Source organism: Allomesorhizobium aridi, from assembly GCF_043769475.1.
Lineage (GTDB): Bacteria > Pseudomonadota > Alphaproteobacteria > Rhizobiales > Rhizobiaceae > Allomesorhizobium.
In genome coordinates this window covers 3,876,385-3,899,350 of sequence record NZ_CP171729.1, presented here as the reverse complement: position 1 = coordinate 3,899,350, position 22,966 = coordinate 3,876,385, and the positions used below count along the sequence as shown (strand labels likewise).

At 64.9% G+C, this 22,966-nt stretch carries 28 protein-coding genes; 12 read left to right on the top strand and 16 right to left on the bottom strand.

Features of this window, described 5'->3' with window-relative positions; translation table 11 throughout:
* Positions 1–36: 36 nt before the first annotated feature.
* Positions 37–2,124 carry a PAS domain S-box protein gene (locus tag ACG873_RS21195; protein ID WP_394887354.1) on the bottom strand — a complete coding sequence of 696 codons (2,088 nt, stop codon included), beginning with the start codon at positions 2,122–2,124 and terminating at the stop codon, positions 37–39.
* Between ACG873_RS21195 and ACG873_RS21190 the strand changes: the two genes are divergently transcribed.
* A complete protein-coding gene (locus ACG873_RS21190; RefSeq protein WP_394887353.1) occupies positions 2,114–2,299 on the top strand; it encodes a hypothetical protein in 186 nt (61 codons plus the stop codon). The genes ACG873_RS21195 and ACG873_RS21190 overlap by 11 nt on opposite strands.
* A 42-nt stretch (positions 2,300–2,341) precedes the next feature.
* Here ACG873_RS21190 and ACG873_RS21185 read toward each other — a convergent pair whose 3' ends face one another.
* A complete protein-coding gene (locus ACG873_RS21185) occupies positions 2,342–3,037 on the bottom strand; it encodes a response regulator (RefSeq protein WP_394887352.1) in 696 nt (231 codons plus the stop codon).
* Positions 3,038–3,170: 133 nt separating this feature from the next.
* On the opposite strand from ACG873_RS21185, the gene ACG873_RS21180 reads away from it, so the two are divergent.
* Positions 3,171–3,857, top strand: coding sequence for a winged helix-turn-helix domain-containing protein (locus ACG873_RS21180; RefSeq protein WP_394887350.1), 687 nt, complete (start codon positions 3,171–3,173; stop codon positions 3,855–3,857).
* 20 nt (positions 3,858–3,877) lie between these two features.
* Here ACG873_RS21180 and ACG873_RS21175 read toward each other — a convergent pair whose 3' ends face one another.
* Together ACG873_RS21175 and ACG873_RS21170 are read right to left on the bottom strand one after the other, a co-directional pair.
* Positions 3,878–4,045, bottom strand: a complete 168-nt coding sequence (locus tag ACG873_RS21175; protein ID WP_394887348.1) for a hypothetical protein — start codon at positions 4,043–4,045, stop codon at positions 3,878–3,880.
* Positions 4,046–4,074: 29 nt separating this feature from the next.
* Positions 4,075–4,392, bottom strand: a complete 318-nt coding sequence (locus tag ACG873_RS21170) for a hypothetical protein (RefSeq protein WP_394887347.1) — start codon at positions 4,390–4,392, stop codon at positions 4,075–4,077.
* 235 nt (positions 4,393–4,627) lie between these two features.
* Between ACG873_RS21170 and ACG873_RS21165 the strand changes: the two genes are divergently transcribed.
* Positions 4,628–5,086 (top strand): L,D-transpeptidase, encoded by a 459-nt coding sequence (locus ACG873_RS21165; RefSeq protein ID WP_394887345.1) that lies wholly within the window; start codon positions 4,628–4,630, stop codon positions 5,084–5,086.
* A gap of 3 nt (positions 5,087–5,089) precedes the next feature.
* On the opposite strand, the gene ACG873_RS21160 is transcribed toward ACG873_RS21165, so the two are convergent.
* From ACG873_RS21160 to ACG873_RS21135, 6 genes are read right to left on the bottom strand one after another with little or no spacing between them, the layout of a single operon-like run.
* A complete protein-coding gene (locus ACG873_RS21160; RefSeq protein ID WP_394893632.1) occupies positions 5,090–6,022 on the bottom strand; it encodes a phosphatidate cytidylyltransferase in 933 nt (310 codons plus the stop codon).
* The gene (locus ACG873_RS21155) at positions 6,022–6,729 is read right to left on the bottom strand and encodes a lysophospholipid acyltransferase family protein (protein ID WP_394887343.1); all 708 of its coding nucleotides are present in this window, start codon (positions 6,727–6,729) and stop codon (positions 6,022–6,024) included. Before ACG873_RS21155 ends, ACG873_RS21160 begins: the two co-directional genes overlap by 1 nt.
* On the bottom strand, positions 6,726–7,166 hold the full coding sequence (locus ACG873_RS21150) for a hypothetical protein (RefSeq protein ID WP_394887342.1): 441 nt from the start codon (positions 7,164–7,166) through the stop codon (positions 6,726–6,728). Before ACG873_RS21150 ends, ACG873_RS21155 begins: the two co-directional genes overlap by 4 nt.
* Positions 7,163–8,491 carry a phosphatase PAP2/dual specificity phosphatase family protein gene (locus ACG873_RS21145; RefSeq protein ID WP_394887340.1) on the bottom strand — a complete coding sequence of 443 codons (1,329 nt, stop codon included), beginning with the start codon at positions 8,489–8,491 and terminating at the stop codon, positions 7,163–7,165. The genes ACG873_RS21150 and ACG873_RS21145 overlap by 4 nt, the downstream gene beginning before the upstream one ends.
* Positions 8,492–8,503: 12 nt before the next feature.
* Positions 8,504–10,288 (bottom strand): bifunctional alpha/beta hydrolase/class I SAM-dependent methyltransferase, encoded by a 1,785-nt coding sequence (locus tag ACG873_RS21140; RefSeq protein WP_394887339.1) that lies wholly within the window; start codon positions 10,286–10,288, stop codon positions 8,504–8,506.
* A gap of 25 nt (positions 10,289–10,313) precedes the next feature.
* Entirely contained in the window at positions 10,314–10,922 is a 609-nt protein-coding gene (locus tag ACG873_RS21135; protein ID WP_394887337.1) for a CDP-alcohol phosphatidyltransferase family protein, read from the bottom strand.
* Between the two features lie 127 nt (positions 10,923–11,049).
* Here ACG873_RS21135 and ACG873_RS21130 point away from each other — a divergent pair, with 127 nt between their 5' ends.
* Together ACG873_RS21130 and ACG873_RS21125 are read left to right on the top strand one after the other, a co-directional pair.
* Positions 11,050–11,667, top strand: coding sequence for a TetR/AcrR family transcriptional regulator (locus ACG873_RS21130; protein ID WP_394887335.1), 618 nt, complete (start codon positions 11,050–11,052; stop codon positions 11,665–11,667).
* Between the two features lie 134 nt (positions 11,668–11,801).
* Positions 11,802–11,942: a DUF1127 domain-containing protein gene (locus ACG873_RS21125; RefSeq protein ID WP_165031048.1), complete on the top strand. Its 141-nt coding sequence runs from the start codon at positions 11,802–11,804 to the stop codon at positions 11,940–11,942.
* A gap of 146 nt (positions 11,943–12,088) precedes the next feature.
* Here the strand turns inward: ACG873_RS21125 and ACG873_RS21120 are convergent, their stop codons facing one another.
* The 5 genes from ACG873_RS21120 to ACG873_RS21100 all read right to left on the bottom strand — a co-directional run bounded on the left by ACG873_RS21120 (position 12,089) and on the right by ACG873_RS21100 (position 14,998).
* A complete protein-coding gene (locus tag ACG873_RS21120) occupies positions 12,089–12,373 on the bottom strand; it encodes a BrnA antitoxin family protein (RefSeq protein ID WP_394887333.1) in 285 nt (94 codons plus the stop codon).
* 49 nt (positions 12,374–12,422) lie between these two features.
* Positions 12,423–12,665, bottom strand: a complete 243-nt coding sequence (locus ACG873_RS21115) for a hypothetical protein (protein WP_394887331.1) — start codon at positions 12,663–12,665, stop codon at positions 12,423–12,425.
* A 129-nt stretch (positions 12,666–12,794) separates the two neighbouring features.
* Positions 12,795–12,950, bottom strand: a complete 156-nt coding sequence (locus tag ACG873_RS21110; protein ID WP_394887329.1) for a hypothetical protein — start codon at positions 12,948–12,950, stop codon at positions 12,795–12,797.
* A gap of 75 nt (positions 12,951–13,025) precedes the next feature.
* Complete coding sequence (gene iolG / locus ACG873_RS21105; RefSeq protein ID WP_394887327.1) at positions 13,026–14,027, bottom strand: inositol 2-dehydrogenase; 1,002 nt, start codon at positions 14,025–14,027, stop codon at positions 13,026–13,028.
* Positions 14,028–14,215: 188 nt separating this feature from the next.
* Positions 14,216–14,998, bottom strand: a complete 783-nt coding sequence (locus ACG873_RS21100; RefSeq protein ID WP_394893630.1) for a TIM barrel protein — start codon at positions 14,996–14,998, stop codon at positions 14,216–14,218.
* A 397-nt stretch (positions 14,999–15,395) separates the two neighbouring features.
* Here ACG873_RS21100 and purU point away from each other — a divergent pair, with 397 nt between their 5' ends.
* Together purU and ACG873_RS21090 are read left to right on the top strand one after the other, a co-directional pair.
* Entirely contained in the window at positions 15,396–16,247 is an 852-nt protein-coding gene (gene purU, locus ACG873_RS21095; RefSeq protein WP_394887325.1) for a formyltetrahydrofolate deformylase, read from the top strand.
* A 102-nt stretch (positions 16,248–16,349) separates the two neighbouring features.
* Complete coding sequence (locus ACG873_RS21090; RefSeq protein ID WP_394887323.1) at positions 16,350–17,003, top strand: GntR family transcriptional regulator; 654 nt, start codon at positions 16,350–16,352, stop codon at positions 17,001–17,003.
* Between the two features lie 50 nt (positions 17,004–17,053).
* Here ACG873_RS21090 and ACG873_RS21085 read toward each other — a convergent pair whose 3' ends face one another.
* Entirely contained in the window at positions 17,054–18,109 is a 1,056-nt protein-coding gene (locus ACG873_RS21085; RefSeq protein WP_394887321.1) for a Gfo/Idh/MocA family protein, read from the bottom strand.
* A gap of 210 nt (positions 18,110–18,319) precedes the next feature.
* On the opposite strand from ACG873_RS21085, the gene ACG873_RS21080 reads away from it, so the two are divergent.
* Genes ACG873_RS21080 through ACG873_RS21060 form a run of 5 tightly spaced genes read left to right on the top strand, consistent with a single transcriptional unit; the run spans position 18,320 to position 22,928 of the window.
* A complete protein-coding gene (locus ACG873_RS21080) occupies positions 18,320–19,324 on the top strand; it encodes a sialic acid TRAP transporter substrate-binding protein SiaP (protein ID WP_394887319.1) in 1,005 nt (334 codons plus the stop codon).
* A gap of 15 nt (positions 19,325–19,339) precedes the next feature.
* The gene (locus ACG873_RS21075) at positions 19,340–19,837 is read left to right on the top strand and encodes a TRAP transporter small permease (protein WP_394887317.1); all 498 of its coding nucleotides are present in this window, start codon (positions 19,340–19,342) and stop codon (positions 19,835–19,837) included.
* On the top strand, positions 19,834–21,129 hold the full coding sequence (locus ACG873_RS21070; protein WP_394887315.1) for a TRAP transporter large permease: 1,296 nt from the start codon (positions 19,834–19,836) through the stop codon (positions 21,127–21,129). Before ACG873_RS21075 ends, ACG873_RS21070 begins: the two co-directional genes overlap by 4 nt.
* Positions 21,126–22,004, top strand: a complete 879-nt coding sequence (locus tag ACG873_RS21065; RefSeq protein WP_394887313.1) for a shikimate dehydrogenase family protein — start codon at positions 21,126–21,128, stop codon at positions 22,002–22,004. Before ACG873_RS21070 ends, ACG873_RS21065 begins: the two co-directional genes overlap by 4 nt.
* 33 nt (positions 22,005–22,037) lie before the next feature.
* Positions 22,038–22,928, top strand: coding sequence for a dihydrodipicolinate synthase family protein (locus tag ACG873_RS21060; RefSeq protein WP_394887311.1), 891 nt, complete (start codon positions 22,038–22,040; stop codon positions 22,926–22,928).
* Positions 22,929–22,966 lie beyond the last annotated feature (38 nt).

Genomic DNA, 22,966 nt, shown 5'->3' with positions numbered 1-22,966 from the left:
CCCTCGGTGAGGGGTCTTTTTGGCCCGGCGTGGAGATCAGCGCGCGAGATCGATCTGGTCGTTGATCGCGGCGAGCACACCGCGGACATCGAGCGTGCTGAAGGGCTTTTCCAGTATCTGCGGCTTGAGATGGGCGGGAAGCGCCTCGACTTCGGCGCGCGCGCCGATCATGTCGCCGGTCACCAGCACGAAGCGCCGCGCAAGGCCCGGCCGCTGATCGAGGAGCTGCCGGTAGACCGTCATGCCGCTGGCGCCCGGCATGCGCAGGTCGCTGAACACGATGTCGGTGTCATAGCCGTTCAGGACATCGGCGGCCGACGTCCAGACCGAGACGACGCGCGACTTGACGCCCATCAGCTCCAGCAGGTCCGAAAGCGAGCCGGCCACGTCCGGCTCGTCGTCAATGATCAGCGCATGGCGCAATCCGCCGGACGGCACGCTCGCGCCCGCCGCCACGATCGCGCCGGCGTCGATCGCCCGCAGTTCGACGACGAAGCGGGCGCCGGTCGGCTCGACCTCCTCGAAGCGTATCTTGCCATTGTGGCGTTCGACGATCGATTTGGAGATCGACAGGCCGATGCCGGTGCCCACCCCGACCGGCTTGGTGGTGAAATAGGATTCGAAGACGCGGTGGCGGATCGCTTCGGGTATGCCCGGGCCGGTGTCGGCGACGGCGAAGCCGCAATTTCCGTCGACGGTGCGGAATGTGCTCACCTTGATGCGGCGGTCGCCGTTCCAGGCGGCGAGCGCGTGCTGGCTGTTGACCAGGAAGTTCGCCGCCACCTGCGTCAGGTGATCCGGATCGCCCATGACGGTCAGCGGCTCGCCAGCGAATTCGGTATCGATGCCGATGCCGCTGCTGCGCGCGCCATAGGCGGTGACCTCGAGGGCTGCGCGTATCACGGCGTTCAGGTCCATTTCGCTCTGCGCGGTCGAGTGCAGCCGCACCATGCCGAGAAAGCTCTTGACGATGCGGCCGCAGCGCTCGGCCGCGGCTCGGACTTTTTCGGCGCGCAGCTTGGTCTGCGGGTCCGGCGCGAATTCGTGCAGCAGCGTCGACTGCGCCACCACCACGGCAAGCGGGTTATTGAGCTCGTGCGAAACGCCGGCCAGCAGCGAACCCATCGCGGCCATCTTCTCGTTCTGGTGCAGCTTTTCCCGCTGCCGGCCGATCTCCTCCTCGGCCTGCCGCCTTTCGCGCAGGTCGCGGATCGAGCCGATGAAGAGACGCCGGTCGGCGACCTTCACCTCGGTCGCCGTCAGCTCTATCGGAAAAATCTGCCCGGAAGCGTGCTGCGAAACGGTTTCGAGACGGCGTCCGATCATCGGCGCGCCGCGGCGCTGCATGTACTCCCCGCCATTGGCGTGGCCGGCGCGGTAGAATTCGGGAATGATGGTGTCGAGAACGTCATTGCCGATGACGTTAGCGCGCTCGTAGCCGAACATCTTCTCGGCGGCTGGATTGAATTCGAGGATCTTGCCGCTTTCGTCGATGATGATGACGGCATCGAGGGCGGCCTGAAGGATCGCGGCGTGGATGATCTCGCTGACGTGCCGCTCGGAGCGCGAGCGTTCGATCGCGTCGCCCAGAGCCAGCGCCACGATTTCGAGCGCCGCCTTCTCCTCGTCGGTCCAAACGCGCTCCCTGACGCAGTCGTTGATGGCGACGGTGCCCCAGACATGGCCGTGGGCGAATACGGTGACAGAGAGGAAGGACTTGATTTTCTGCCGGTCGAAATCTTTTCGGAGAAAGCCGTCGATCTCGCTGGTCAGGCCCGCGAACATCTTGCCTTGCCGCCCCTCCATCGCAAGCCGCCCAAGCAGCGGATCGGAATGGATATCCGACTGCAGGATGATGGTGGGAGGGCCGGAGATGCCCTCGATGGTTTCGTCCAGCCAGTAGGCGGGGATGGACTGGACAAGGCTCTTCTCGGGAGTTTCCCGCAGCCGGAAGAGAATGGAACGGTGGATGTCCAGTGAGCGGCCGAGCAATTCGAGGATATCGCCAATCTCCTGCTGCCAATCATCGGCGTGCCGCAGCCGGCGCGCGATGCGGGCCGCCGCTACGGTTGCGCCCGGATCGGCGATCTGCGGGTCGATGCTGGGGGGCGTGGTGTCGATCATGCAGGCTGTTTCCGCGGGTTCTCTAGGGCATGTCGACATTCAGGTGATGCCGGCCTGCGAATGTCGATTTTCTGCGCTTCCGGTGTTCACGCACCTGAACGTGTGCTTCGCTCCGGTTTTCGAAATCCGCCGTTCTGGTCACTGCGCGCCTATCTTCGATGCCGGCTCGGTCTGACCTGAATCTCAACATACCCTAAACCCGATCGGCGCCTGGCGCTCAATGGGCGTCGCCGCCGTTCTCGGGGAGCGCGAAGATGTAGCCTTCGCCGCGCACCGTGCGCAGGAATTTCGGGTTGGCCGGATCGTCCTCGATCTTCTTGCGCAGCCGCATGATGCGAATGTCGACGGCGCGCGAGATTTCCGGCTCTTCGGCAAATCCGATCGCCTCGGAAAGCGCTGCGCGGGTCAGCAGCCGGTTGGCGCGGGTCAGGAATACTTCAAGCACGTCGAATTCGCTCTTGGCCATATCGATCAGCGCGCCATCCGGGCCGGTTATCATGCGGCCGTCGAGGTCGGCGCTGAAGCCACCAAAAGAGACGATGCGCCGCCCCTGCCCGGCCGGCTTCGCCGGGCGGATCTCGTCGGGTTGCGGCACGCGCCTGAGAACGCTGCGCACCCGCGCCAGCATCTCGCGCAACTCGTAAGGCTTGACCATGTAATCGTCGGCGCCGAGTTCCAGTCCGACGATGCGGTCGATCGAGGCGCCGGCGGCGGTCGCGTAGATGATCCCGATCGGCATTCTGGAGCGCAGCCAACGACCGAGCGACAGGCCGTCCTCGCCGGGCATGGCGATATCGAGGATGGCGAGGTGGAACGCGTTGGTCTCGACCAGTTCGCGCATCGACCTGGCGTCGCCGACGGCGGTCACGTCATAGCCGTTCGCGCCGAGATACTCGGCTACGGCGTCCCGCAAATCGGGCTCGTCTTCGACAATGGCGATACGTGCGCGCAGTCTGGTCTCGCCCCGCTTTCAGCGGAAAGTAGATTGGGTATAAACATGTTGTCCAGTGATCATCTGAATTTGCTGGTTATTACGGGATCGATGCATGGCAAGAAGACCGGCGATCGGGCTTATCTGCATAGCGGGCGATGTTTTCGCTGAACTTGCCGACCACCTCGAGCGGCGGGGTCTGGAGGTTCGCGAGTCCGCCGAGGCGTGGGCGGCGGAGGAGCTGCTTTCGGCGGCGGATCTGGATGTTGTTGTTGTAGGCGAAGGGATGGCGCCTGGCGCCGCGCGCGACCTGCTGAAGCGGTTCGGCGAAGGCGGGCCGGCTTTCATCGTCATGTGCCGCCCCGCCGACCTGGTCGACAAGGTGCTGGCGCTCGAACTCGGAGCGGCCGACGTGGTCGACATCCCGGTCAATGTGCGTGAGCTTGCAGCCCGCATAGGCGGCCTCCTGGCGCGCAGGGGCAGGCCCGCGCCGGAACTCGTCGCCTTCGAGAACGCGACCGTCGACCTGAAGGCCGCGCTGGTCATGCACCATTCGGGCGGGGAGGAGCAGCTTTCGGCCGGTCAGATAGCGCTGCTGCGGCTTTTTCTCGCCAGCCCGCGCAAGGTGCTGACGCGCGACGACATCATGGCGGCCGCACCCGCCGAAAGCGCGGAAGCGTTCGACCGCTCGATCGATTCCAGGATCGTGCGGCTGCGCCGCAAGCTCGACACCGAATGCATCGTCACCATCCGCGGCAGCGGCTACCGTTTCGATCCGCCCTCGCAACAACGTGAACCATGATGCGCGGCGGCCCACGCCGCTTACAGCGCCGTGGCCGCAGGCCCGGCATGGGGCAGGCTTGCATGATGGGCCGGCTCGCTGACATCGGCCCGCTCCTTGAGCAGCACGGTGGCGAGACCAGCGAAGCCGAGCAGGCCCTGGAAGTAGATGAGCGCGGTGAGCGCGCCGGCGGCAAATTTCGAATTCATGGCGGCGTTCCTGAGACTTGAAAAACGGGTCAAAACTTGCCGGATGCGGTGGAATCGCCGCCGGTGGATGCCTGTTCAGACGCGGCGGGCGACCGTTGGCCGCCGGGGAACCTGACCGGCAGCGGGTCGAAGCCGAGCCGCCAATGGCCGGGGCGGATGCGGATGCCGGCGATCAGCCAGACGATCGCAAACAAGGCCGCTGCATGCAGGAGGGTCGCGTCGCTTGCGCCGGCAGCCGCTCCCGAGGCCACTTTGTGGGCGGGATCCGCCATCATGCCGGCGCCGGCGAGCGCCGCCGTGGCGATACCCACCCGCACCAGCCAGGTCGATCCAATCCTTCTCATCATCTCGCCAGTTCCGGTTGATTTTGCGCAGAACTACCGGCGCGATGTTTCCGGATGATGCCGCGCGGCGGCGGCTTTGTTGCAGAGCGGTTGCTGAAGCCGCCGTGCTAGCCGAGCAACGGGCCAAAAACGGAAACAAACTCGAAACCAAAACGCTAATCGGCGAAATTGAACCGAAACATTGCAGGCGGATAAGGCATCCATCGAATTTGGCCGGACGGCCATGATGGAGGGAACAATGAACGCCACACTTACCGCGAAGCTCATCAACGTCATCGCCGCCGCTCTTGCCGGCATCGCGCTTTTCCTGGAAGCCGGAAGCGCGCATGCCTCCGGCAGTCAGGTCGTTGCCCGCATCTCGATCTCGGAGCAGAGAATGGACGTGACAATAGACGGCCGGCCGGCTTTCGCCTGGAAGGTCTCGACCGCCGGCAAAGGCTACAGGACGCCGACCGGTTCGTTCAAGCCGACGCGCATGCACAAGATGTGGTACTCGCGCAAATACGACAATGCGCCGATGCCGCATTCGATCTTCTTCCATGGCGGCTATGCGGTTCACGCCACGCCGCACATCAAGCGGCTGGGCCGGCCCGCCTCGCATGGCTGCATCCGGCTGCACCCCCAAAACGCCTCGGAGTTCTACGAACTCGTCCAGGCCTTCGGCCCGGACAACACCAGCATCGTCATCGTGAAGTAAGCTTCACACCGTCCAAAAATAGCGGACGATGTGAAAGAAAACCGGGGCCGCGAAGACAAGGCTGTCGGCGCGGTCCATCATGCCGCCATGGCCTTCGATCAGATGGCCCCAATCCTTGACGCCCTGGTCGCGCTTGATCGCCGAGGCGACGAGGCCGCCGAGGAAGCCCATCAGGCAGGCGAGGAACGCCACGCCGGCCGCTTCGAGCGGCGAAAACGGGGTCAGCCAGTAGAGCAGCGCGCCGAGCGCACTGGCGCTCAGCAGGCCGCCGATCAGGCCCTCCCAGGTCTTGGATGGCGACACGGTCGGCGAAAAGCGGTGCTTTCCGAAAAGCTTGCCGAAAATATACTGCAACACGTCGCTGCCCTGGACGGTGACAATCAGGAAGGCGATGAGCAGCAGGCTGCGATTTTCGTAGCCGGGGATCGGCAAGGTCATCAGCGCCGGGACGTGGCTGACGCAATAGACCGCCAGCATCACCGCCCATTGCTGCGCTGCTATGCGCTCCAGAAAGCGCTCGGTGTCGCCGTGCAGCGCGGTGATCGCCGGCATGATCAGGAAGCAATAAACCGGAATGAAGATGGTGAAGAGGCCGTACCATTCGGTCCACACCAGCCAGTACTGCACCGGGATGATGATGCCGAACATGCCGAGCAGCACCCAGTGGTCGCTGCGCCGCGAATGGGTGAGCGTCACGAATTCGCGCAGCGCCGCAAACGAGATCAGCGCGAACAGCACAATCATGCCGTCCTTGCCGAACAGGAAAGCGATGGCGATCAGCGCCACCATCACCCACCAGGCCTTGATGCGCTGGTTGAGATTGACCAGCGTAGCGCTTTGAGGATCGGCGGCGCGCCAGGTCAATATGCCGGCTACGACGCTGGCGGTGGTGAGCACGCCGGCAAGCGCAAGGACCAGAAGCGTGGTTTCGCGCATCATCGGGAAGATCTCCGGCTGGTGGACGGGTCGAGCGCCAGAAGTGCGGCGTGGGCGCGGTTCAGGAAATCGCGGCGGTCCTCGTTTTCGGCGACGGCGATCGGCGAGCCGAAGACTACGCGGCACAGAAGCGGCACCGGCAGGAACTGGCCCTTGGGCAGCACGCGCGACATGTTCTCGATCCAGCAGGGGACGAGTTCGACGTCGGGCCGGGCGATCGAGAGGTTGTAGAGGCCGGAGCGAAAGCGCAGTAGCGGCTCGTCGGTCATGTTGCGCGTCCCCTCCGGAAAGATGATGAGGGAATCGCCCTTGTCCAAAACGTCGAGCATGATTTTGATCGGGTTCTGGGCGGGCTCGGTCCAGGCGCGGTGCACCAGCACGGAACCAAGCATATCCTCGGCGATGAAGCGGCGCAGCCTAGTCTTGCCCCAGTAGTCGGCGGCAGCGACGGCGCGGGTGCGGGCCCGTTCGGGCGCGGACAGGCAGGCCGACAGCAGGATGAAGTCGCCATGGCTGGCGTGGTTGGCGAAGTAGATGCGCTGGCGCTCAGACGGTCCGGAACCGCTCCAGATCGGCCGCACGCCGGTGACGGCGCGCGCCAGCACGGCCAGAGCGGCCGAGGCAATCGCGCCGAGCAGACGGCGGCCCTTCGGCTTCGCGTCGCCGGGCGTTTCGAACCTGTCCTGGACTTCCATCGTCTCGCTCATGACTGGAATGCCAGCGGTGCGGCCGCGACAGCAAGCACGAAGACAGACAAGGCGAGGCGTTGCCGGAAAACCAGCCGCAGCGCGCCGGCCACGCGTTCGGGAAGGCCGCGCACGCGGGCGGGTTGCGGCTTCAGGCGCATGCGGGCCAGCACATCGTCGACCGCTGCCCCGCCGGTGGCCTCGTCGTCGTAACTCGCCATCAGGTAGAAAAGCGCGGCGTCGAAGCGGATGAGCGCCGACAGAGCGAGGACGGCCAGCCCGCCTACCGTGGCGACAACGCCGATTATTGCCATCGGCCAGGTACTCGGCGCGACCGCGCCGGCAAGTGCGGCCAGCGGTGCGGCTGCCAGCACGGCCGCCACGATCACAGCCGGCCACAGCGCCTGACGCGCCAGCCAGTCGGCAAAGCCGTCGCGGATTCCCAGTGCCGGCGTCACTCCGCTGGCTCCTTTGCTGCAATGAGCGGCGGCGAAAGATGGACCGGCCGTCCGGCGTTGCGCAGCATCGCTTCCGCCGCGGTCCAGTCCTTTGCCCTGCCGGTGGAAACCAGCCAATGCGCGACAGCGCCGGCGCTGCGCTGGAAGCCGAGCGCGCAGCAGACAAGCACGGTCCCGCGCGTTTGCGCCGCCTCGATCGCCTGCGTGGCGCGTTCGAGATCTGGCGTGGAAGGCGAGACTAGGTCCATGACGGCGATGCTGGTCCATGTGGGCGTCGGTCCGAATGGCTTTTCGAACTCGGCGGCCAGATCGACGACCGATCCGTAGTCGCCGTATTCGCCCGAGCCCGGAAAGCGGCCGAGGAATACGCCGTCGGCGATCTCGACACGCGCCGGAAGACGCCGCGTCCAGGCCCAGGCATTGATCCTCGCCGCGAGCCGGTAGGGCGCCAGCAGGAGGCGGCTGGCAAGCGAGACCGTGCCGTCATCTGCCTTCTGGAAGATTTTCGCGCCCGCGCCGAAATAACCGAAGGCGACGATGGCGAGTGCCAGCGCCGGCCACAAAAGAACGAGCCAGACGGCCGAAGCCAATGTCCCGATCACGGCGGCTGCGAGGAGCAGCGCCGCGGCTCCTGCGTAGTAAGCGCCGAGCCGTCTTGTCCAAGGATCGGCGGTCAGCACAAAGCCGGCAAAGGGCAGGGTGCCGGCACGCGGAAACAGCCACAGCGCGAAGAGGCCTAGCAGCACGCCGGTCGGGATGTCGATGAAATGATGCTGCCAGGTGGTCAGCACCGACGCGCCGATGAGCAGGCACCATCCGTGCCAGACGATTTTCGCCGGCCCGGAGAGCCGGCAGCTGAGGTGATCCCAGATGATGACGAGCAAGGCGATATGCAACGACGGCGCCTGGTTGAACGGCTTGTCGAAACCGCCGAGCACGGCGAACATGAAGCCCGGCAGGCCAGTGGTTTCGGGCCGCACGAAGGTCGCGGCCAGCGGAAAGGCCAAGAAACAGGAGACGGCGACGATCTGCGCGGTCAGATAGCGCCCGGCGAGACGGTCGACGCCGCTTTTCGTGTCGTTGACGAACAGCGACAGCGCATAGAACAGATTGATCGACCAGTAGGGCACGATGGTCCAGGCCATGAAGGGGACGGCGCGCTCCCAGTCGAAGACGATGCTGCCGACATCGTCGCGCAGGGAGGCGAGCCAGTTGGCGGCGCCGTAGGTCAGGTAGAAGAACGGGGCGAGAAACAGCAGCCACAAGGCTGCCCGTTTCGCCACCGGGCCGTAGGGCGCTGCAACGGTTTCGGCTCGCGCGTGCATTCGGACAAAACCTCAGATGCGTTCGGCGAGCGACACGGTGAAGATGCCCCACTGGTCGATGCGCTGGTCGAGTTTTCTGAAGCCGGCGGCTTCGACGAGTTGGTCCATTTCGCCCTGTGTGCGCCGCCGCATCACCCAGGCTTCGCCGCCGCGATGCGAGGTCAGGCTGCGCGCGATCATTTCGAGCTGCGGGTGCCAGGGCTGGTTGGTGTAGATCAGCAGCGCGCCAGGCGTCGTGCCGCGGGCGAGCCCACTGAGCGACCGCGCGATCAGGGCATTGTCCGGAAACAGCTCGTAGAGGCCGGAGACGATTGCGAGGTCGGGCGCCGGATCCTGCGCGGCGAGCGCATCGCCGTCGAACGCGTCGGCGCGATGGAACGAGAAACTGGGCGGCAGCTTGCGTCCCGCGATCAGCTTCTGGCCGGCCGCGACATTGATGTCGGAATAATCCTGCAACCGCACGGTCGCCGGCTGGTCGGGGCATTTGGCGATCGCGTCGAGTACATAGCGGCCGTGGCCGGCGGCGATGTCGAGCACATTTGCCGGCCGGCGGGCCTGTTTCAGGCGAGCGATCGCCGCCGGGATCATCTCCTCTAGATGGACCTTTCGCTGGCGGATGCCGCGCCAGCCGATTGCGTCGAGGAAGATGCGGTCGACGGCGCGGCCGACAGGCCCGAGGCCACGCGCCTCGTTTTCATAGACATAGTCGAGGGTGGAACCGGAATCGAAGCCGGTGGCGACGCCGGTCTTGAGACCGCTGGAGAACCACGCGCCCAGCTTTATGAAGGCGCGGTTCAGCGCCCAATAGAGGCCCTTCGGTGATAACGCATCGAGCGGGGAGGCGAGCCGGTCGGCTTCATCGCGGGTGAAGCCCGACAGATGCGCCTGGGTGAGGTCGGCGTGGGTGATGGGAGCGGCGAACTGCTCGGCGATGAAGCGGCGCACCTCTGCTACCGCCGGCGCGCGGTCGTGCTCGCCCAGCGTGTCGTGGAAAAAGCCCTTCAGGACGTGGCGCTCCTTGATGGAACTGCCGAGATTGACGAAGAACTCGTGCTGCGGGGCATGCCTGACCACCCAGTCGCTGCCCGAGATCAGCAATTGCGTCGGCACGGTGATGGCGCGGGCGTCGCTCACCACGCGGGCGGCGTTCCGGTAAAGCTCGACCAGTATGTTCGAGGCGATCGGCCGCGTGATCAGCGGGTCGGCCTCGAAGGAGGCGATGCGCTCCGGATCGTGGGTCAGGAATTTGGCCTTCACGTAAGAATTGACGAAGAACACGCCGCGCAGCTTCTGCCACAGGGCGATGCCTTCCTTGGCGAAGGGCACATAGAGCTTTACCGAGAAGGCGGGTGAGGCCAGCACCAGGGCGCGGATATCGGGCGCGTAGTCGTGGACCCAGGTCGCGGCCAGCACCGCGCCGACGGATTGCGCGACGACCGCTATGTCGCCGGACTTGAAGCCATCCCTAGCCGCGATCTCGCGCATGAAGCAATCGACGTCGCGCACCGATGCGGCGAAGGAGGGGGAATAGCCGCGCTGGCCGGGCGACCTGCCGTGGCCGCGCGCGTCCCAGGCGTAGAAGGCGTAGTCCGGCATTGCGAGTTCGTCGACCAGATGGACGACGCGCCCGCCATGTTCGTGGCCGCGGTGGAACAGGACGATTGCACCCTTGGGGGCAGCACTTGCCGCCGGCCAGCAGCGGTAGAATATTTCCGCGCCGTCATGCGTGAGAAAGGTGCGCTCGAATGCGGGTCGCCCGGCGGCAGGCGGCGCGGCGGACAAGGTCTCGTGCGGCATTTGCGGGTTCCTTTGAGGGTGCAAATCAGGCCGCGCCGGCGGCGAGGCCGGCGCGGACCCGGTTGACGACGGTGACCAGCGACAGCAGCGCCATCGCCGGGAATATCCACGAGGCGATCAGCGGAGGGGCAAAGCCAGCCGCAACCGCTACCGCGATGACGCCGAGCGCCAGGGCGCGGTCGCTCTTGCCGAACGGGCCGGCATAGTTTCGGCCGGAGCCTGCCGCCACACTGAGAACGCCGGCAAACTCGGCAAGGATCGCAGCGATGGCGAAGGCTGCCACGCCCCAGGCAGGGAAGGCCGCGACCAGCGCGAAGGGGAGGATGAGCGCGAGGTCGGAGACGACATCGCAGAGTTCGTTGAGGTACATTCCGAGCCGCGAGGCCTGGCCATGCTCCCGCGCCAGCATGCCGTCGATGGCGTTCAGCGCCATGCGGATGAACAGAACGGCCGGAAGCAGCAGGAAAACCCAGCCGATAGTTGGAAACGCCGCTATGGCTGCGCCGGCCGCGACCGACAGGAGGGCGGCTGCGAACGTCACCTGGTTGGCCGTCGCGCCGTTCGCGGCGAGCATGTCGACCAGCGGCCTGAGCGTGGATTGGAATGCAGGCTTCAGCGCGTAAAGTGTCGGCATCAGAACGGCTCCCCCGAGTCCGTAAACCTTGACTTGAACCTTGTTCACGTCTTTATTGCCACAACCGTGAACGATGTTCAAGATGTTTGTGAACAGTGTTCAAATTGTGACGACCAAGGATGGAGCATTGGCGAAGAAGACGCAAGAACGGCGCGAGCAGCTCAGGCGGTCGCTGATCGAAATAGCCGAGCGCAGGATCGCCGAGAAAGGCTATCCGGCGCTGACGGCGCGTGATGTGGCGGGGGAGGCCGGCTGCGCGGTCGGCGCCATCTACAATATTTTCCCGGACATGGACGCGCTGGTGGCGGCGGTCAATTCGCGCACGGTGGCACGGCTCGAGGGGGCGGTCGCGGCAGCCTTCGCGCGCGATCCTTCGAGCGCATTGCCCAAGCGCGCGCTGACGCTGCTCGGCCAGACCTATTTCGAGTTCGTGCTGGCCAACCCGCGGCTGTGGTCGGCGATTTTCGAACTCGGCTTCCGCGCTTCCAAGGAAGTGCCGGAATGGCAGGTGGCCGAGCACGTCCACCTGCTCGGCCATATCGTCAAGCCGCTGCGCCAGCTTTTGCCTACCGAGAGCCAGGAGCGGCTGTCGCTGCTCGCCAAATCGCTGTTTTCGGCGGTGCACGGCATCGTCAGCCTCGGCCAGCAGCGGCGCTTCATGGCCGTGCCGCCGGCCGAGATCGCCGCGCAGATCACCTTCATCGTCGAGGCGTTCTGCGACGGCATTGTCGCCCGCAAGGGTTGAATGTCCGGATTTCCGGTCACGGTTTTGTGAAATGCAAAATTTGCAATGCCGCCATGCAGCAGCGGTTGTTCAATATTGAACCGCTCGTACTTATCTGTTGCTGGCAAACGAATACCAGACTGAACGAGAGTAGCATGAACCTGATCCGCAATTACCGCAACTGGCGCCGCTATCGCGATACCGTGAACGAGCTGAGCCGCCTGTCGAACCGCGAACTCAACGATCTCGGCATCAACCGCGCCGACATCACCGCAGTCGCCAACAAATCCCTTTAACGCTCTTCGGCGGGGCTCTCCTCCCTCCCTGCCGGACCCGGCCAGCGTCTTTCCCCCTCCCCTGGATGCTGGCCACCCATAAAAAAAGCCCGCCGGTGCGCCCGGCGGGCTTTTTTGTTCTTGGGAATCCCGCCGGCTGGGAGGCGTCAATCGTCGTTGGTGGCGTTCAGTTCCTCGGGCCGCTTGCCTTCCTCGGACAAGCCCGACATGCCGGCCGCCTCGCGCAGCGCCGCGTTGATGCGCTCCTGCCAGCCCGGCCCCTCCTCCTGGAAATATTCTAGGACGTCGCGGTCGATCCTGATCGAGACGAGTTCGCGTGGCGCGGGCACTCGCTGGGGAACCGGGGCGGGCGGCGTGGGCTTTTTAGCCGGTTTGAATGCGGCTTCGGCGGCGGCCATCGGATCAGTTGGACGGCGCGGTGTCTTTGACATGTTCTGGTCCTGAATGTCCGTGCCCGGCCGCCATGCGACCATGCGATATTTAGCGGCTGCGCTTCTTCTTCGTCTTGGCGGGGGGCGGGTTGGCAGCCGCTTCCGCGCGCTCCTTCTCCTCCTTCGCCTCGCGCAGCGCCTTCAGCCGGGCGGTCTTCTTCTCGCGCGCCTCGATGCGGTCGTCATTGATGCCGCGGGCCACCGCGTCCGTGGCGGCTGCCTTCAGTTCGCCTGAACGCAGCCGCAGATGCGGCGGCACCGCCATGTTCTGACTTTCCTCTTTGCGGGCCATGCCAAACTCCTTGTCGCGCGGGCGAGCGATTGCCCGCGATTTCACGCTGTTTTGGCAATCATTACACCATGATGGCCGCAATTGCCGCAATTTTTGCGGGCCCTGGGGCAGTGGCGCTGCGAACGAAGGTCACTCCGGGCCGCGCGGAGACCTGCCGATAAACCCGATGGCTATGCCGAGCGCGAGGCCGATCCCGATGCCCATGACCATGTTGTCCATGGCAAGGCCGATCGCCACTCCGATGACGACGCCGAGGCCGATATTCAGGGAATCTTTCGTGCCCATGGCTTCGCCATCTAGGGCGAAGCCGGGCAGCCGCAACCGCCGCGCGTATACGCCGGGCGGCGGCCTGCCGATCGCTCAGCCGATATCCTTGACCTGGATGGTTTTGCCTTCCTTCGCCGACCTCAATGCGGCCTCGGCAAGCGTCAGCGCCACGAGCCCGTCCTGGCCGCTTGGAGAAGCCTTGGCGTGGGAATTCACCGCGGCGATGAAACTCGCGATCTCGTTGGCGTAGGCGTCGAGATAGCGGGTCATGAAAAAATCGTGCAGCGGCGGGCGCGTATAGCCCTTGCCGTTGGCGATTTCGATGGACACGGGGCGCTGATTTTCGGCGGCGATCATGCCTTCCGAGCCGTGCACCTCGATGCGCTGGTCGTAGCCGTAGGTGGCGCGGCGCGAATTTGAGATGATGCACTGCTTGCCCGATGCAGTCGCCAGGATGACGCTGACGCTGTCGAAGTCGCCGAGCTCGCCGATCTTCTTGTCGACGAGCACCGAGGCATGCGCCGACACCGAGACCGGCTCTTCGCCGAGCAGGAAGCGCGCCATATCGAAATCGTGGATGGTCATGTCGCGGAAAATGCCGCCCGAGCGGGTGATGTAATCGTGAGGCGGCGGGCCCGGGTCGCGCGAGGTGATGGTAACCATCTCGACCTTGCCAATGGCGCCGTCGTCGATCGCCTTGCGGACGGCCATGAAATGCGGGTCGAAGCGGCGGTTGAAGCCGACCATCAGCGTCGCGCCGGTCTTTTCGACCACGGCGAGGCATTCCTTGACCCGCTTTACGTCAAGGTCGATCGGCTTTTCGCAGAACACCGCCTTGCCTGCCGCGGCGAAGCGCTCGATCAGGTCGGCATGGGTGTCGGTCGGCGTGCAGATGACGACCGCATCGATGTCCGGCGATTCCTCGATCTCGTCGATGGAGCGCACTTCCGCGCCATAGGCCGCCGCGAGATCGCTGGCCGCCTTTTCGAAAGCATCCGCTACGGCTACCAACCGCGCCTGCGGGTTCGATCCCACCGCCTTCGCATGAACCTTGCCGATGCGCCCGGCGCCCAGCAGTGCAAATCCAAGTGTCATTCCCTCACCTCATGAACAATTATGGCAAATGTCGAATGCGTCTTAGAGACCGTTTGATAATTCTACTCGGGCGGGCACCTGACGCAGTTTTCTCCGCTTCCGGTGCTCACGGACCCAAATGTCCGCTGCGCTCCGGTTCTCGAAAACCACGCTATCTGCCTCGCCGGAGCGAATTCTCAAACGGTCTCTTACAGCCGGGCTCGAATGAAAGCGATGCTGTCGGCGAGCGCTCGCGCGGGATATTCGAGCGCATGCACAGCCGGCGAGAACGGCTCGAAGGAGAGCGGGCCGGCATAGCCCGCGCTCAGCAAGGCGCGGATCTGGCCGATATTGTCGAGGCGGTCGTCTTCGTCGACGAGCCCGCGATGCGCATCACGCATGCCATCGATCGGCAGGTTCCTGTCGGCGACGCCGGAAATATGAACGAGGCCGGTCAGCTCGGGGAAAACCGCGGGCTCGCCGGCAAGGTGGTGATGAAACGTGTCGTGCACCAGCTTGAAGGTGCCGGTGCCGTCGATGTCGGCGACCGCGTCCGCCGCCTCCTGCTTGGAGCGCAGGGAGCAGGCGGCGAAGCCCAGCGGCTCGACCAGGCCGAGCACTCCCCGGTCGCGCAGGATAGGCTTCAGGGCGCGGAGCGCGGTCCTGATGTTCCGCTGGCGCTCGCCATCTGCGCGTCCGGAACCGTCATTGACCGGAACGAGGACCAGAGCCGCCGCTCCGGCGGTCTGGGCATAGTCGGCAAGTTCCACCGCCTCGGCCTCGAGGGCCGGCGTCCATTCGTTGAAGCGCTGCAGCGCGTTGATGCTGATCAGCGACACCCCGGCGTCGCGCGCCTGGCTGCCGATCTCGGCGGCGGGCGTGCCGTCGACGATGGCATTGCCGGCGAGGTCGTTGCGGATTTCCGCCTGCGGCGCTCCCACCTTCCGGCACAGCGCGAAGAAGGCGTCCGGGCGAAGCGAGGGCGCAACCATGTGGTTGAGTGCAAACGAAGGCGTTCGAGCAGCCGGCACCTTGTTCCTCCCTATTCCCGACTGCCCGGTGGCTGACCGGCGCGGATGCCGATCCCATTGTCCGGCGGCCCGAAAGCAGTCAACAAAAATCGTGGCGATTCTTTATCGCCTTCGACGGATTTATGGCGGAGCTGACTGGATGTTCGCCGGGCAGATGGATATCGAAGACAGGATTCTGCCCGGTTCGTCCATGGCTCCATCCCCGATAGCCGGCTGCGACTGCCGGTATCTTTTCGACGGCGACGTATTGGGCCAGAATTGCGATCATATGCCGGGCAGGCGTGCCGCGATTTCGCGGCAGAGGGCCTGCCGAGCTGCATGAACGCCCATACAGTTACCCATCACAAGGAACCACGCCGTGGCGGATCAAATCTACGTACTCAGCCTTTCCTGCGACGACCGCCCCGGCATCGTGGCCGGCGTCACCACCGAACTTGCAGCCATGGGCGGCAATATCGCCGAGAGCAACCAGTTCTGGGACCGCCAGACGAACCGCTTCTTCATGCGGATCGCATTCGCGGCGCCGGCCGGCGCGGCCAAGGACGACATCGAACGTGCGCTGAAATCGCCGATCGAGCGCTTCGGCATGAAGGCTACGCTGGTCGATCAAGGCCGGCGGCCGAAGATCGTCGTCCTGGTGTCGAAGTTCGACCACGCGCTGCTGCACATCCTCTACCAGATCAGGGTCGGATGGCTGAACGCCGAGGTCGCGGCGATCGTCTCCAACCATGAAGATAGCCGGCGGAACGCCGAACTGGACGGCGTCCCGTATCATTGCTGGCCGGTCAGCAAGGACAACAAGGCCGAGCAAGAGGAGAAGCTGCTCGCGCTGGTCCGCGAGACTGGCGCCGAACTGGTGGTGCTCGCCCGCTACATGCAGGTCTTTTCGAACGCGCTCTCCAAGCGCCTGTACGGCCGGGCGATCAACATCCACCACTCGTTCCTGCCGAGCTTCAAGGGCGCCAAGCCCTACCACCAGGCGTTCGAGCGGGGCGTCAAGCTGATCGGCGCAACCGCGCACTATGTTACGCCGGACCTCGACGAAGGGCCGATCATCGACCAGGAAACCGAGCGCGTGACGCATTCGATGAGCGCGGACGATTTCGTGGCGGTCGGCCGCGACATCGAAAGCAGGGTGCTGGCGCGGGCGGTCAAGCTGCATCTTGAAACCCGCGTCATGCTCAACGGCCACAAGACGATCGTCTTCTAGCTCGGAGGCACGGTTCCGAACGCGGGTTACATGATCTGGCCTCCATCGAGGCCGGATTGCAAAACCTATGACATTTTCCGGAATTTATGGCATATCGAGCGGATGAACGAACATCCGAATCTTACGATTGCCGAGACCGCCTATCGCGAGATCAGGACGGACATACTTTTCGGCCGGCTCGCACCGGACGAAAAGCTCAAGCTCGACCGCCTGAAGAGCCGCTACGGCGCGAGCGTTTCGACGCTTCGCGAAATCCTCAATCGCCTGGCTTCGGAAGGGCTGGTGGTCGCCGAAGGACAGCGCGGCTTCGAAGTCGCGCCGGTTTCGGCCGAAAACCTGAAGGAGGTCGCGGCGCTTCGCCAACTGCTCGAATGCTACGCGCTCGAACTCTCCTTCGCCGCGGGCGACATGGACTGGGAAGGCCGCGTCGTCGCTGCGCACCACAAGCTCCACCAGATGGAACTCCGGATGATCGGCGGCGACCGATCGGTGACCAAGGACTGGAAACGCTACGACTGGGAGTTTCATCAGGCGCTGATTTCGGCCTGCGGCTCTCGGGTGCTGATGGAAACCCACGCGGCCGTATTCGACAAATATCTGCGCTACCAGATGATCTCGCTTACCTTCCGCGGTCAGATCGCCGCCGACGAGCATCGGCAGATGCTCGACGCCGCGCTGAAACGCGACGCGGCGACCGCGCAGGAGGTGCTGCGCCGGCATGTGGAGGCCGGCGTCCAGCATGGCCTCGCCGGCTGACTGCCGGGCTTCTCCCGCCGAGGAGCGTAAAGGCCGAAATCTTTGAACGCCTAGCCGATCTCGACCGGCCCGCCGCGCCGCGCCGCCTCCTTCACGGCGGCGATGACCCTCAGCGTCTCCAGGCCTTCGCGGCCCGAGACGAGCGGGCTAGCGCGCCCCAGCGCCACATCGGCGAAATGCCTGATTTGAAGCGCCAGGGGGTCGTCAGTCCCGTACGCGACCGACTGCCGCTCGATCGGTTCCCACCAGCTTCTCTTGCCCGGATTTCGCCAGATGCCGAGGTCGGGAATGGACAGTGAGCCATGCGTGCCGCCGATCATGTAGCAGGACTGGCCCGTGCGCGGGTAGGCGGGGTTTTCCATCGCCGTCAGCTCCCAGCTCCAGGGCGCGACGATCGCGTCGGACACGGTGACGGTTCCGATCGCGCCGTTCCGAAAGCGCAGCAGGATGCCCGCTGTCTCCTCGACGGGATTTCCGCGGATCGCATTGGATTCGAGCGCCTGGACCGAGACGACATCGCCGCACAGGTAGCGCAAAAGATCTATGTCGTGGATCAGGTTGAGGAAGACCGGACCCGCGCCCGGCTGCCGCCGCCATTGCACGTCGAAATAATCGTCCGGCTTGCAGAACCAGCACATGCCATGAACCGCGATCACCGTGCCGATGCGGCCGGACTGGATTTCTTCCCTGGCGCGGCGGATCAGCGGGTTGTGGCGGCGATGATGGCCGACGAGGATCGGGACGCCGGCCTCTTCGGCCCTCGCGACCAGGGTTTCCGCCGAGGCGACATCGTCGGCGATCGGCTTCTCGATCAGCATCGGGAGCCCTGCCGCCACGCATTCCATCCCGTTTTCGATGTGAAGCTGATTGGGTGTGGCGATGATCACGCCGTCGGGGCAGCGATCGTCCAGCAGCGCCGCGAGGCTCGGAAACCACGGCGCCCCGTGCGCTTCCGCGATCTCACGGGCAGCAGGAGAGGGGTCGACTACCGCCGCCAGCTCGGCCTCTCGCGCCACATGTTCGATATGTCTCTTGCCGATCAGGCCCGCGCCCATGACCACCAGACGGGCCTTCCTGCGGACTTGTCGTTCGCCGGTCTCAGCCATCGGAACGAGCCGGCACAACTACGAAAGCAAGCACACCAAATCCTCCTACCTTAGGCCGCAAGCCTGCGGTTCGTCATATAAAACGGGAAATGTATGATGTCTACGAGTCTGTGGGTTGAACTGGTAAGGGGGCTGTGCAATTGTTGCCGTTCTGGCCGCCTGCGCCTGGCGCGAGTAGCCAGCATACATGCCATTCAGGGAGGAATCAGCATGACCAACAGAATCGATCGCCGCAAATTTCTCGGCGCGTCCGGCCTCGCCATTGCCGCAGGCGTCTTCGGCCTCTCGGCAGGCCACGCTTTCGCCCAGGACAAGATCACGCTGCGCCTCTCGGCGCCAGCCACCCCGACCGACCAGCGCGCCGTCGCGCTGACCGAGGTTTTCGGCCCCGCCGTGGCCGGTTTTGCCTCCTTCGAGCCGCACTGGAACGCGGCCCTGTTCAAGCAGGGGACCGAACTCGAAGCCATCGCCCGCGGCAATCTCGAAATGTCCATCACGTCGGCGCAGGAACTGGCGACGATCTTTCCGGAATTCTCGATCTTCACCGCCGGCTACCTGCATCGCGACGCCGAGCACCAGAAGCGGGTGTTCGCGGCCGATTTCATGGAGCCGATGAAGAAGAAGGTCGAGGACGAACTCGGCGTCAAGCTGCTGACGGTGATGTATCTCGGCCGGCGCCAGGTCAATCTCCGCGTCGACAAGGAGATCAAGACCCCGGCCGACATGGCCGGCATCAAGCTGCGGATGCCCGGCACGGACGCCTGGCAGTTCCTGGGCTCCGCGCTTGGCGCCAATCCGGTGCCGATCGCTTTCACCGAGATCTACACCGCGCTGCAGACCGGCGCCGTCGACGGCCAGGACAACCCGCTGCCTTCGGTCAAGGATTCCAAATTCCACGAAGTCACCAAGCAGATCGTGCTGACCAGCCACCTGGTCGACCTGAACTATCTCGCCTTCTCCAAGAAGGTCTGGGATGCACTCACGCCTGAGCAGCAGGCGACGGTGCAGAAGGCGGCGGACGATGCGGCTGAACTCGGCCGGCAGCGCCAGCTCAAGCTCGAAGCCGAGCTCGAGCAGTTCTTCAAGGACCAAGGGCTGAAGGTCTATACGCCCGATGTAGAGGCTTTCCGCACCCATGTGCAGAAGGCCTATCTGGAGTCGGAATTCGCCAAGGACTGGCCGGAAGGCATGGTCGACAAGATCAACGCCCTCTGACGGGGACGTCGAGCGATGTCGGCAACCCTCCGCTGGCTGAGGGCGCGGGCAGACAACGTGGCGACGGGGCTTCTCGCCGCCATGTTCCTGGCCTTCCTGGTCCAGATTGTCTCCCGCTACGTCTTCAACAACCCGCTTGGCTGGACGCAGGAAGTGTGCCTGACCACCTGGCTGTGGCTGGTGTTCTGGGGTTCGGCTTTCGTCCTGGACGAACGCGACCAGGTCAAGTTCGACGTGATCTACCACTGGGTCGGCTATCGCACGCGGCGGATCTTCGCCCTCGTGTCGGCAGCGGCCCTGTTCGCCGGATTCCTGGCGTCGTTCCCGGCTTCGCTCGACTACATCACCTTCTACAAGATCAAGAAAAGCGCGACGCTGGGCATTAGGCTCGATGTCGTCTTCAGCGTCTATGCGCTTTTCGCGCTCGCCGTGATCGTCCGCAGCGCCCTGCGGGTCGTGCACCTCCTCCGCGGCGGCAGCCTGGCCGATCATGAAGAGGTGCCCACGATATGAGCTTCGCGTTCCAGCTTTGCCTGCTTGTCCTGTTCCTGCTCGCCGGCATCGGCGCCCCCATCGCGCATTCGATGATCGTCGCGGCCGTCGTCTATCTCGCGGTCGCCGGCCAGGACATGGGGCTTGCCGCCGAGCAGATAATCCAGGGCATCTACGACAGCTTCATCATCCTCGCCGTGCCGCTGTTCATCGTTGCGGCGAACATCATGAACGAAGGCACGATCAGCGACAGGCTGCTCGAATTCTGCAAGGCGGCTGTTGGGCGGTTCCGGGGCGGGCTGGCGCAGGTCGACATTCTCGTCAGCCTGATCTTCTCCGGCATGTCGGGCTCGGCGGTTGCGGATGCGGCGGGCGTCGGCAAGGTCACGATCAATATGATGATCAAGAGCGGCCACTATGCACCGGGCTTCGCCGGCGCGGTGGTGGCGGCTTCGGCCACGATCGGGCCGATCATCCCGCCGTCGATCCCGATGGTCATGTACGCGCTCGTTTCCGACGCCTCGATCGGCTATTTGTTCCTCGGCGGCGTCGTACCCGGCCTTCTCATGACCGTGTCGCTGATGGCGATAACCTCCAGGCTGGCGCACAAGCGCGGCATTCCGGCCGAGGAGGTGGTGCCGGTGGGCAAGCTGCCGGGCATCACCTTCAGGGCGCTGCCGGCGCTGCTGATGCCGGTCATCCTGCTTGCTGGCATCTATGGCGGCGCGACCACGCCGACGGAGGCCGCCGCCATCGCCGCCGCTTATGCGCTTCTGCTCGCGGCGCTGCTCTACCGGGCGGTGACCTGGCAATCGCTCTACAACGTGTTTTCCGAAAGCGCGCGCTCATCTGCGTCCGTTGGTCTCGTCATCGGCAGCGCCCTGATCTTCAACTACATCGTAGCCGCCGAGAACGTGCCGAATTCGATCGCGGGGCTCATCGCCTATCTCGACCTGCCACCGCTTTCGTTCCTGGTCTTCGCAAACATACTTTTCCTGCTTCTCGGCTGCGTGCTCGACGCCTCGACGATCATCCTGGTCATCGTTCCGCTGTTCGTGCCGGCCTGCCGCGTGCTCGGCATCGACCTCGTGCATTTCGGGGTCGTGACGGTCGTCAACTGCATGATCGGGCTGATCACGCCGCCCTACGGCATGCTGCTCTTCGTCATCAACGGGGCGACCGGGATTCCGGTCAAGAATATCGTGCGCGAAGGCGTGCCGTTCTTTTTCGCGCTGCTGGTCTCCCTGGTGCTGCTGATCCTGTTTCCCGAACTGGTGCTGTGGCTGCCCCGTCAATTCGGGTACCAGGGGTGACCGAGACGCGCGGCGACATATCGGCCGGGAACCATCCCGGCCGCGTCAGGCTCGGCCTGATCGGCGACAACATCAAGCGCTCGCGCTCGCCCGATCTCCACCGCCTGGCAGGCCGGCTTTCCGGCCTGGACGTCAGCTACGACCTGTTCATCCCGCGCGATCTGGGCAAGGATTTCGACGCCGTCTTCGACGCCTGCCGCGACAGCGGCCTGCGGGGGGTGAACATCACTTATCCCTACAAGGAGACGGCCGCCGGCAGGGTGACGATCGAAGATCCGCTGGTCCACCGCATCGGCGCGGCCAATACGGTGGTTTTCGAAGAGGGCGGCGCGAAGGGCCACAACACCGACTATACCGGCTTTATCGCGGCTTACCGCCAGGCCTTCGGCGACATGGCGCCGGGCAGGGTCGTGATGGTAGGGGCCGGCGGCGTCGGCAAGGCGGTCGCCTTCGGGCTGATCGCGCTCGGGGCGGAGGAACTGACCGTCGTCGACACGCAGCCCGGCAAGGCGGAGTCGCTCGCCGCGACCGTCCGCGACGCCGGCCGCGGCAGGATCGCGACGGGCTTCGGCAGCGATGTTTCGGCGGTGCTGCCCAGCGCGGACGGCATCGTCAACTGCACGCCGGTTGGCATGGTCGGCTATCCTGGCTCGCCCGTTTCGGCCGAACTGCTCGGTGAGCAGCGCTGGGCCTTCGACGCCGTCTACACGCCGGTCGAAACGCAGTTCAAGCAGGAGGCGGAAGCCGCGGGCCTGACTGTGCTCAGCGGCTACGAACTGTTCTTCCACCAGGGCATCGACGCGTTCCGCATTTTCACCGGCAAATTTCCGGCCGATCTCGGCGTGCTCCGCAAACTGCTCCTCGAAACCGCCTGAACAAAGGTCTTCCCATTGCCAGAATCCCATCCGATGCGTGAAAAGATCGGCATCAGCGCCGCGCTCGTGACGCCCTTCGACGAAGCAGGAAACATCGACTGGGCGCGGTTTGCCGCCCATGCCCGGCGTCTGCTCGACAGCGGGATGAAGGTGGTGACCGCCTTCGGCACGACGGGCGAAGGTGTTTCGATAGCCGCCTCCGCACGCGCTCCGCTCTATGAGCGCATGGCCGCAGCCGGCATCGAGGCCGGTCGTCTGGTCGAATGCGTCTATGGCCCGTCCTCGCAGGAGGCCGGCGAGCATGTACGGCGCTCGCTGGCTGCCGGCTGCGGCGGAATCCTGCTCACGCCGCCCTTCTATTTCAAGCAGCCGGCGGACGAGGGCATCTATTGCTGGTACAGCGAGGTCTTTGAAATCGCAGGCCCGGACTGCCGCGACATCATCCTCTATAACATCCCGTCGCTCACCGGTGTCCGCATCGGCGCGGACCTGGTCGGCAGGCTCCGCCGCGCCTTTCCGCAGGCTATCGCGGGCGTGAAGGATTCGAGCGGCGACTGGGAGCAGACCGTCGCGTTTCTTGCCGAGCACCGGGATCTCGCCATCCTTGTCGGCCATGAGGGCCACCTCGCCAAGGCGGTGCGGGGCGGCGCCAGCGGCGCGATCAGCGGCGTCGCCAATCTGGCGCCGAAGCTGGTGGCGAAGCTGACCCGCGGCGAGGACGATCCGCTGACCGACGCCGTGCTGGAGCGCCTGCTCGCGCTTCCGGTGGTGCCGGCGATCAAGGCGATCATGGCCGTCCAGAGCGGCGATGCCGTCTGGTCTCGGGTGCGTGCGCCGCTCGTGCCAATCGCGGGGGTGGCCGACCTTGCTGTGTGCGCGGAAGTCGCGGCGATGCTCGGCCGATCGAACAAAATGGTGGAATAAGGGTCACACGCTGGCGTACAAGGCCCTCAAGAATGCCG

Excerpts from the sequence above, each read along its gene's own strand:
- ACG873_RS21060 (WP_394887311.1), top strand. The coding sequence starts at position 22,038 with ATGCGTGAAAAGATCGGCATCAGCGCCGCGCTCGTGACGCCCTTCGAC.
- ACG873_RS21090 (WP_394887323.1), top strand. The coding sequence starts at position 16,350 with ATGAACGAACATCCGAATCTTACGATTGCCGAGACCGCCTATCGCGAG.
- ACG873_RS21080 (WP_394887319.1), top strand. The coding sequence starts at position 18,320 with ATGACCAACAGAATCGATCGCCGCAAATTTCTCGGCGCGTCCGGCCTC.
- ACG873_RS21075 (WP_394887317.1), top strand. The coding sequence starts at position 19,340 with ATGTCGGCAACCCTCCGCTGGCTGAGGGCGCGGGCAGACAACGTGGCG.
- ACG873_RS21140 (WP_394887339.1), bottom strand. The coding sequence starts at position 10,288 with ATGCCGCACGAGACCTTGTCCGCCGCGCCGCCTGCCGCCGGGCGACCC.
- iolG (WP_394887327.1), bottom strand. The coding sequence starts at position 14,027 with ATGACACTTGGATTTGCACTGCTGGGCGCCGGGCGCATCGGCAAGGTT.
- ACG873_RS21070 (WP_394887315.1), top strand. The coding sequence starts at position 19,834 with ATGAGCTTCGCGTTCCAGCTTTGCCTGCTTGTCCTGTTCCTGCTCGCC.
- ACG873_RS21100 (WP_394893630.1), bottom strand. The coding sequence starts at position 14,998 with ATGGTTGCGCCCTCGCTTCGCCCGGACGCCTTCTTCGCGCTGTGCCGG.
- ACG873_RS21155 (WP_394887343.1), bottom strand. The coding sequence starts at position 6,729 with ATGAGCGAGACGATGGAAGTCCAGGACAGGTTCGAAACGCCCGGCGAC.
- ACG873_RS21195 (WP_394887354.1), bottom strand. The coding sequence starts at position 2,124 with ATGATCGACACCACGCCCCCCAGCATCGACCCGCAGATCGCCGATCCG.
- ACG873_RS21170 (WP_394887347.1), bottom strand. The coding sequence starts at position 4,392 with ATGATGAGAAGGATTGGATCGACCTGGCTGGTGCGGGTGGGTATCGCC.
- ACG873_RS21160 (WP_394893632.1), bottom strand. The coding sequence starts at position 6,022 with ATGCGCGAAACCACGCTTCTGGTCCTTGCGCTTGCCGGCGTGCTCACC.
- ACG873_RS21135 (WP_394887337.1), bottom strand. The coding sequence starts at position 10,922 with ATGCCGACACTTTACGCGCTGAAGCCTGCATTCCAATCCACGCTCAGG.
- ACG873_RS21115 (WP_394887331.1), bottom strand. The coding sequence starts at position 12,665 with ATGGCCCGCAAAGAGGAAAGTCAGAACATGGCGGTGCCGCCGCATCTG.
- ACG873_RS21175 (WP_394887348.1), bottom strand. The coding sequence starts at position 4,045 with ATGAATTCGAAATTTGCCGCCGGCGCGCTCACCGCGCTCATCTACTTC.
- ACG873_RS21145 (WP_394887340.1), bottom strand. The coding sequence starts at position 8,491 with ATGCACGCGCGAGCCGAAACCGTTGCAGCGCCCTACGGCCCGGTGGCG.
- ACG873_RS21180 (WP_394887350.1), top strand. The coding sequence starts at position 3,171 with ATGGCAAGAAGACCGGCGATCGGGCTTATCTGCATAGCGGGCGATGTT.
- ACG873_RS21085 (WP_394887321.1), bottom strand. The coding sequence starts at position 18,109 with ATGGCTGAGACCGGCGAACGACAAGTCCGCAGGAAGGCCCGTCTGGTG.
- ACG873_RS21165 (WP_394887345.1), top strand. The coding sequence starts at position 4,628 with ATGAACGCCACACTTACCGCGAAGCTCATCAACGTCATCGCCGCCGCT.
- ACG873_RS21125 (WP_165031048.1), top strand. The coding sequence starts at position 11,802 with ATGAACCTGATCCGCAATTACCGCAACTGGCGCCGCTATCGCGATACC.
- ACG873_RS21110 (WP_394887329.1), bottom strand. The coding sequence starts at position 12,950 with ATGGGCACGAAAGATTCCCTGAATATCGGCCTCGGCGTCGTCATCGGA.
- ACG873_RS21120 (WP_394887333.1), bottom strand. The coding sequence starts at position 12,373 with ATGTCAAAGACACCGCGCCGTCCAACTGATCCGATGGCCGCCGCCGAA.